Below are 7555 nucleotides of genomic sequence, written 5' to 3' on the forward strand. Positions count from 1 at the left end.
GGTTCGCCGAGGCGCGGGGCATGTCCGGTGGGGACGAGGTCACGCCCGTTACCGGTGTACCGGAGGCCCCGGGCGGGTCCTCCGGTCAGCCGTCGTACTCGGCGGAGCCGCCGGCTTCGTCGCGGCCGCCGCTGCGGTTGTCCGCGGAGCCGTCCGAGCAGTCGCCGACGCCTGGGGCGCCGCTTCCGCCGGTCGACCCCGAGTCCACCGCGGCCTGGACGTTCAACCCCGACGAGGACGACGACGAGCCGGAGGTCGCCATCCCGTCCGGCGGTTTCGGCGGGGCGCCCGCGGCCGGGTCCGCGGAGCCTCCGCCCAACCCGTTCGGGCTGCAGCCGGAGCCGCCGCCCAAGGAGTCGATCGTCCCGGAGTCGTGGTTCGCGCAGCCGCGCAAGCCCGACACCCAGGACGCCGACGCGACGCAGGTCTGGGGCGGGCAGCAGCCCGGCCCGGTTCCGCAGCAGCAGCCCACGATGCTCGACTCCGGCACGACCCAGTTCGCGCCCGGTCCGGGGATGCCGAATCCGGGCGTCCAGCCGTCGCCCATGGGCTTCGACCAGACCAGGCTGGACGCGGGCCCTCCCATGGGCGCGCCCCCGATGGGGATGGGCCAGGGCATGCCCATGGCTCCGATGGGCCAGCCGGGGCCGGGCGGTCCGCAGTACGGCGGTTTCCCCCCGCCCCAGGGCGGGCGGTCCGGCGGCGGGACGAACGGCGGGACGAACGGTGGGACGAACAAGGCGCTTCTCGCCGCCGTCGCCGCGCTGGTGACGATCGCGGCGGGCAGCATCATCTTCGTCGTGTGGCCGTCCGGGGACGACTCGTCCGCGAGCGCGAACCCGACCGCGTCGGCGTCGCCGTCCAACAAGCAGGTCGCGCAGAAGAACGCGATCCCGACCGAGACCAAGCAGCAGGCCGCGGTCGTCAACAAGATCCTGGACGACAGCGTCGCGACCCGCCGGGTCCTCGCGGGCGCGATCGGCCGGGCGGACAAGTGCCGGACGCTGCCGCAGGCGATCCAGGGGTTCGAGACGGTCGCGCAGCGCCGGCAGAACCAGCTCGCCCGCACCCAGAACCTCAAGGTCGACAAGCTCGCGAACGGGGAGCGGCTGCGCGGGAAGCTCAGCGAGGCCCTGACGGCGTCGCTGCAGGTCGACCAGGTCCTGCTGCGGTGGGCGCAGCAGAACCAGCGCAACTGCAGGGGCAAGCCCCGTCCGGCCGCGGCGAACGTCCCGGGACGCGCCGCCGTCGAGCGGCGCGCGACGACGGCCAAGCAGGAGTTCGTCGTCCTGTGGAACCCGGTCGCGAAGAAGACGGGCCAGCCGCAGCGCAGTTGGAAGCGGGTCTGACGGCCGGTCACGACCCGGTTGCGACCCGGTTGCGGGCCGTACGCGCCCCGTGACGGCGGAGTATCTTGTCACCGTTTGTACGTCACGGGGTAGGGGGCCTCATGAGGTGTCCGAACTGCGGAAGCGACACCAACCCGGCGCTGTCCCGCTGCACGCGCTGCAACGGGCCGCTCAGCAGGGACGACGTCAACAGGGACAACGCCACCGCCCACGACCCGCAGGCTGGCGGCCCCGGGGAACCGCTGCCGCCGCCGTGGTCGCCGGGACGGCAGGCACCCGCCCAGTGGGGCGCCCCGCACGACCAGCCGCCGCACGACCAGCCGCCGCCCGGACCGCCTCCCGAGTACGGCACGCCGATCCCGCCGGAGCCCTCCCCCGAGCCGTGGGCGGAGCCCGCGATCTGGCAGCCGCCCGCGCAGCCGAAGAAGAGCCGGGCCCCGTACTTCGTGGCCGCGGTGGGCGCCGTGCTGCTGCTCGGCTTAGCCCTCGGCATCGTGTTCTGGCCGAGCGGCTCGAACGACCCGGCCGCGCAGCCGGGAGGCGTCCCGTCCACGCAGGAGCAGGGGCCGGCGCCCACGACCGACGAGCCGGGCGGCGGCGACGTCGAAGGGCAGGCCAAGGAGATCGACGACCTCCTGGAGGAGATGGGCGACACCCGCTCCGACCTGGGCGGTGTCGTGACCGCGGGCTGTTCCGCGTCCGGTATGCAGCGCATCCTGGAGGCGCGCCGGACCCAGCTGGCGAAGGCCCGCGCGCTCAAGGTCGGCGCGCTCGACGACGGCACCGAGATGAAGGCCGCGCTGGTCCGCGCGCTGGAGGCGTCGGCCGAGTCGAACCAGCGCTACCTCGACGTCGCGCCCGGCTGCCCCTCCGACGACGAGGTCGCGGACGTCAACCAGCGCGCGAGCAGCGCCAAGAGCGAGTTCCTCGGCTACTGGCAGCCCATCGCCGAAGAGTCCGGGCTGCCGTACCGCAGCGAGAGCGACATCTAGCCGTCCTGGACCCCCTCAGCCGATCCCGGCGGTGACGGCGAGCTGCCGGACGGCCTCCGTCAGCACCGCCACCCCGGCGACCCGCCGGCCGAGCCGCGCGAGGGCGCCCTCCATGCGCTCGGGGTCGGCGTCGTCGCCGGCCTCGGCCTCCTCCCGGATGTCGGCGAGGTCGCGGCGGGCCCTGCCGGGCTCGGCGAGCTCCGCGGTGTGCGCCTCCAGCAGCCGCTCGACGTTCGCGAGCGCCTCGGCCAGGTCCGCTGCCGGTCCCGCGTTGATCTGCTGGTTCTGCGTGACGTTGTCGCCCGTGGCTATCTGCCCGGAGACATTGGCGTTGCCGCCGATGGTGACGCCCCGCTCGCCCTGCCCCGTCATGTGCCCTCCGCATCGGTCATGGGTTGATGCCGCCCGGCGTGCCTCCGCCGGGCCGTCCGCCGCCCGGCTTGCCGCCGCTCTGCCGCTGGTCGACGCGGCCGCCGGCGGCGACCTGCCCGTTGACGGTGCCGCCCGTCATGATGACGCCGTTGTTCATGATGACGCCGGCCTGCTGGCGATAGGCGGACACGTCGACGCCGCATTCGGTCAGGTAGTCGAGCAGCGCCTCGTTGACGCGCCACTCGATCAGCTTCACGTACTTGTCGACGTCCATCTCCTGGACGAAGTCCCGGAAGTCGTAGTCGGCCGCGAGCTCCCGCACGCTGATCCGCGACCCGTAGTCGTGGACGAGTTGCCGCACCGGGTCGGAACCCACGTCCGTGGCGAGCGTCTCCCGCACGATGCGCCAGAGCGCCGCCGCCAGCCGGTACGGCGCGAGCAGCGGCGCGCTGAACACGCCGGGGAGGCCCATGACGAGCGTCCTGCCGAGCAGCTTCGAGCCGTCCCACGCGGGCAGCTCGTCCACGATCTTGTAGGCGGGCCGGACGGGCGGCAGCACGGTCGCGGCGAAATGCGCGTACAGCATCCGCCCCTCAACGGCCAGGTGGACGAAGGCCGACAGCCCCGCCTCCTGGTCTTCCGCGGGGGCGACCACGCCGCCGGAGGGCGTGGTGATCGCCTGCCCCTGCGCGCCGATCGACACCTGCTGGAAACAGCGGATGCCGGCCTGCGGATGGCGGACGGCCGCCTCGATCGCCTCCTGGGACGCCGTCGAGTACGGGACGCGCTCCGACGGGTCGACCAGCGGGTGCCCGGAGTAGGTGGCGGCGGTGACGCCGTCGACCGGGCGCGGACGCTGCACGCACCGGCCGCGCGCCGTGACGTGCCACCCGGTGACGAGGCCGCTGATCCGCTCGTTGGGCGGCAGCGGACGCTGCCCGTCACCTGCGGCCTGCCCCTCGTCGCGCATCTCGTGGAGCTTCTTGCGGATGCGTTCGTACATGACGAGGGGGTCCACGGGCTTGACGTCCCCCTTCTTGTCGAGGAGACCGGACGCCTTCCTGTCCAGCTCCAGGACGACGGACCACACCCGCGCGTCCCACGAGTGCGGGTGCCCGGTGCCGATGAACGGGTTGTCGCCCGCGTACACGGTGATGTTGCCGTTCTGGGAGGCGCGGACATGCGCCAGCGCCCTGCGGAACCGGACGCCGCCGGGATCGGGGCCGGGTCCGTGCGCGCCGGGCCCGAGGTCGCGGCCGAGCCGCCGCAGGACGAGATAGAGATGCACCAGCGTCACGGTGGGCAGCCCCAGGGAGAGCGGCACCACCACCAGCAGAAGCAGGGCGAGGCCGATTCCCGCGCTGCCGTACGTCGCGCCGGCGGTCACGGCCCCCATGGGGATGAGGTACGCGGAGAGCAGCCCGATGAAGAGGAAGCCCAGGAGCCAGAGCAGCGGCCACGGCGCGAGCACGCCGAGGGCCAGCCGCCGCCACCCCGACAGGCGCCGCCAAGGGACGCGGGTCAGCAGCGTCCCGTAGCCGAAGAACAGGAAGTAGGGCAGCGCGATCAGCGGCGCGACGATCCACAGCGCGACCCACATCCCGACGAGGACCACGTCGCGGACGATGCGCATGAGCCGGGCCTGGCGGGCGTGCCGGACGACCGGTTCGAGGTCGTAACCGTGCGACGGGACGATCGCGCGGTGCGTCTCGTACACGTACTCCTTGAGGACGGCGTCGCAGATCCCCTTGTCGAGGTACGTCGCCGCGCACAGGTAGCGGGTGAGGTTCTGCATCGGGCCCGTGCGGGGTTCGCGCATGGTCCCGTGGCGGAAGAAGCCGGTTTTCGACGGGCTGCCGGTCTGCACGTCCAAGGTCCCGGTTCCTCCACAGGTCGGCGCGGGGGCGAACGTCCGTGAAGGGCAGAATCTAGCGTCGAGCTGGATCAGTGCGTGAGATAACACCGAAACAGGAATGGATCAGGTGGTCACTCGGCGTCGCGGGTCCGACCGAGGAAGGCGAGCCCCTTGGCGGGGTCCTCGAACGGCTCGATGAAGCGCTCGAACCAGTTCAGGACGGAATCGAGCCACCCGCCGACGAGCATCGTCTGGGCGACGTGGTCGACCTGCTCGTCGATGTCGTCGAAGCCGACCGCGACGAGGGCGAGGTCCTGGTAGAAGCCCGCCTGGTCGTCGTCGCCGTAGATCGCGGTGAGGGCGATCGGACGGTTGCGGTCGAGCTCCATCGACAGCGGATGCCGGCGCAGGGCTCGCAGCCGGTGGCCGAGCTTCGGGTCGGGCGGCTGCTTCAGGCCGGGCAACTGGTAGTCGAGCGGCGGGACCGACGCGTGCTTGTCGGGGGCGCCGTCGCCGTAGGGGAAGAGCCGGTCGAGCTCGTGCAGCCACCTGACCTGCGGGATCACCCATGATGGCCCGGGGGCGGTACCGGGGGCCTCGCCGCCGAGGAGCCGTCCGGCGACCTCGGCCACGGCGGCGGTGAGGTCGGACGGCGGGTACGCGGTGCGCAGCGACCGGGACCGCCGTGACACGGCCTGCTCCAGGACGGTCGCCAGCGCGCACTCGCGCAGCCGGGGGGTCAGCCGCGCCCAGTCGCGCCCCAGCTCGGACGGGACGGCCGGCATCGGACGGTTCACGACATGCGACAGCACGAGGGTGTCGGCCCACAGCCGGAGCCACGCCCATTCGGGTCTCCCGGCGACGAGATCGGCCTCACGCAGCTCGTACAGGGTGCAGGCCCGTCCGGACCGGCACTCGCAGCCGCAGGCGGCCGACCGGCGGCCGTCCACCGGCGGCGGCGGGCCGGGCAGCTCCGCCTCCCGCCCCTCCCCCAGCGGGACCCGCACCCGCAGCGGCCGGTCCATGCCGTCCGCGAACACCGCCGCGACCCCCGGACGCAGCGACACGACCTCGCGGGACTGGTCCTCGTCCAGGTTCATCGCCGCGCCGACCTGGTGCCGGTCGTCGAACGCGGGCAGCCGGTGCACGACCTTCAGCGCGGTGTTCTTGATGACGTCGGGGACGAGCTTGGTCGGGATCTGCTCGGCGACGATGATGCCCTCGCCGTACGCGCGGATCTCGGCGAGCATCCCGGCGAAGAGCTCGACGGCGTGCGAGCTCGTGCGCTCCGGGCCGCGGTTGCGCAGCAGCCGGTGCGCCTCCTCGATGACGATCACATGCCTGAGCGCGGGGCCGTCGCTCCGGTCCCGGCGCCGTTCCCGCATCCGCAGGTGCTCGACGATGCGGATGATGAGCGTCCCCATGAGGAACGCCTTGTCCTCGTCGTTGGCGACGTCCTCGATGGCCAGGACGATGTTGTCGCGGAGCATCCCGCCGATGTCGGCCGGGTGGCCGCCCTCGAAGAAGCGTCCCGCCGAGCCGATACGGAGGGAACGCAGCCGGACGTCCACGAAGCCCTGCACGTCGGCCATCAGCTCGCGCCCGTAACCGACGTCCTGGATCACCTGGAGCGCCGCGTTCTGCAGTTGCTCCAGCGTGGGCACCGCGGGCTCGATGAGCGACCCCGGTACCCCGGCCCCGGTCACCACGTCCCAGCCGTTGTTCTCATAGACCCGCTGCAGGGCCTGCGCCATGATCTGCGGGAACGGTTCCTCGGCGTCGAACGCGGCCTGGAAGAGCGCCCGAACCATGTCGATATGCGCCTGCACCGGATACCCCGGCTCGGGCGCCAGCGGATTCACCGACAGCGGCACCGACCCAGGATCGGACGGGTTGACGATGGTCACCGGCCCGCCGAGGTCCCGGATGCGGCCGGCCATCGCCGCGTACTCCGACTTCGCGGGTTCGATCGCCAGCCACGGGATGCCGGCCCGCGTGAGCTGCTCCAGTAGGTGCCGGACGGTCTGCGACTTGCCCGCCCCGGTCGCCCCCGTCACGAACACGTGCCGGTTGATGGTCGAGCGCGGCACGGTGAGCCGTCCGACCTCCCGGTCCTGCCCGTCCAGGATCGCGCCGAGCTCGATCTGCGCGCCGCCCTCCCCCTCGGTCTCGGACGTGACGTCGAAGTACCCGGCGTCCAGCACCCGAAGGCCCGGCACCTCCCGCCGCGGCAACCCCGCCAGCGCGGCCAGCGCACCCGCCGTGGCGACGAACGGGAACCGCTGCTCCGACTCCGCCATCGGCCGCGCGGCCAGCGCCGCCACAGGCGCGGTTCCGGGCCGCAGCATCTCCGTGAACGACCCGCTCCCCTGCCCCGACCGCAGCCGGTACGGGTGGTGCCCGAGCTCCATGGAACCGACGAGCACCGGCGCGATCTGCCCCAACTCGGCCTGCGTCGCGGCGCCGGCAACGACCCGCACCTGCCAGAGCCCCGCCTCACGGAACGCGTCGAGCTCCGCGAGCCGCTTGTCCGCCCTGGCCACCGCCAGCCGGGCCTGCTCGTCCTCGCCCCTCCGCAGCATCCGCAGTTCGTGATGCAGCTCCCGCATCTCGGTCTCGATCAGCCGCTCATCGCACGGATCGGCGACGACGAACCATCCGAACGGCCGCTCCATCAACGTGACGAGCGTCGCCTCGAACAGCCCCGGCCCCGCATCGCCCCCGCCGACCTGCGGAGCGAGCCGTCCGGGACACCGGGTCCAGGCCATCCGCTCGGCCTGCCGCAACCACCCGTCCCCGATGGGCACCCCTCGCGCCCCGCTGGGAAACAGCAACCCATGCGACTCAGCCCCGGCCTCCACCCCGACCGGCCCTGCATTGGTGATGAGCTGCAGCGGCGCACCGCTCCCCAGCGAAAGCCACCCGACCACGAAGGGCCGCCCCAGCCGCGCCGCCGACAACGCCGCCGGCAGCACGCTCACAAAGTC

The 7555-nt window shown here is 72.9% G+C and carries 4 protein-coding genes and 1 pseudogene; 2 read left to right on the forward strand and 3 right to left on the reverse strand.

Features of this window, described 5'->3' with window-relative positions:
* Positions 1–1349: pseudogene (locus E1200_RS28870) on the forward strand (hypothetical protein); the annotation flags it as partial.
* Positions 1350–1450: 101 nt separating this feature from the next.
* On the forward strand, positions 1451–2341 hold the full coding sequence (locus E1200_RS28875; RefSeq protein WP_131955238.1) for a hypothetical protein: 891 nt from the start codon (positions 1451–1453) through the stop codon (positions 2339–2341).
* Between the two features lie 15 nt (positions 2342–2356).
* Here E1200_RS28875 and E1200_RS28880 read toward each other — a convergent pair whose 3' ends face one another.
* From E1200_RS28880 to E1200_RS28890, 3 genes are all read right to left on the reverse strand, one after another.
* A complete protein-coding gene (locus tag E1200_RS28880; protein ID WP_131955239.1) occupies positions 2357–2713 on the reverse strand; it encodes a DUF5955 family protein in 357 nt (118 codons plus the stop codon).
* Positions 2714–2729: 16 nt separating this feature from the next.
* Positions 2730–4586, reverse strand: a complete 1857-nt coding sequence (locus E1200_RS28885) for a hypothetical protein (RefSeq protein WP_131955240.1) — start codon at positions 4584–4586, stop codon at positions 2730–2732.
* Between the two features lie 113 nt (positions 4587–4699).
* On the reverse strand, positions 4700–7555 hold a 2856-nt coding region (locus E1200_RS28890; RefSeq protein WP_131955241.1), incomplete at its 5' end, for an ATP-binding protein.

Origin of the sequence: Actinomadura sp. GC306 (genome assembly GCF_004348665.1) — a bacterium.
GTDB lineage: Bacteria > Actinomycetota > Actinomycetes > Streptosporangiales > Streptosporangiaceae > Spirillospora.

Coding starts and splice junctions, on each gene's coding strand:
- E1200_RS28875 (WP_131955238.1), top strand. CDS start 1,451: ATGAGGTGTCCGAACTGCGGAAGCGACACCAACCCGGCGCTGTCCCGC.
- E1200_RS28880 (WP_131955239.1), bottom strand. CDS start 2,713: ATGACGGGGCAGGGCGAGCGGGGCGTCACCATCGGCGGCAACGCCAAT.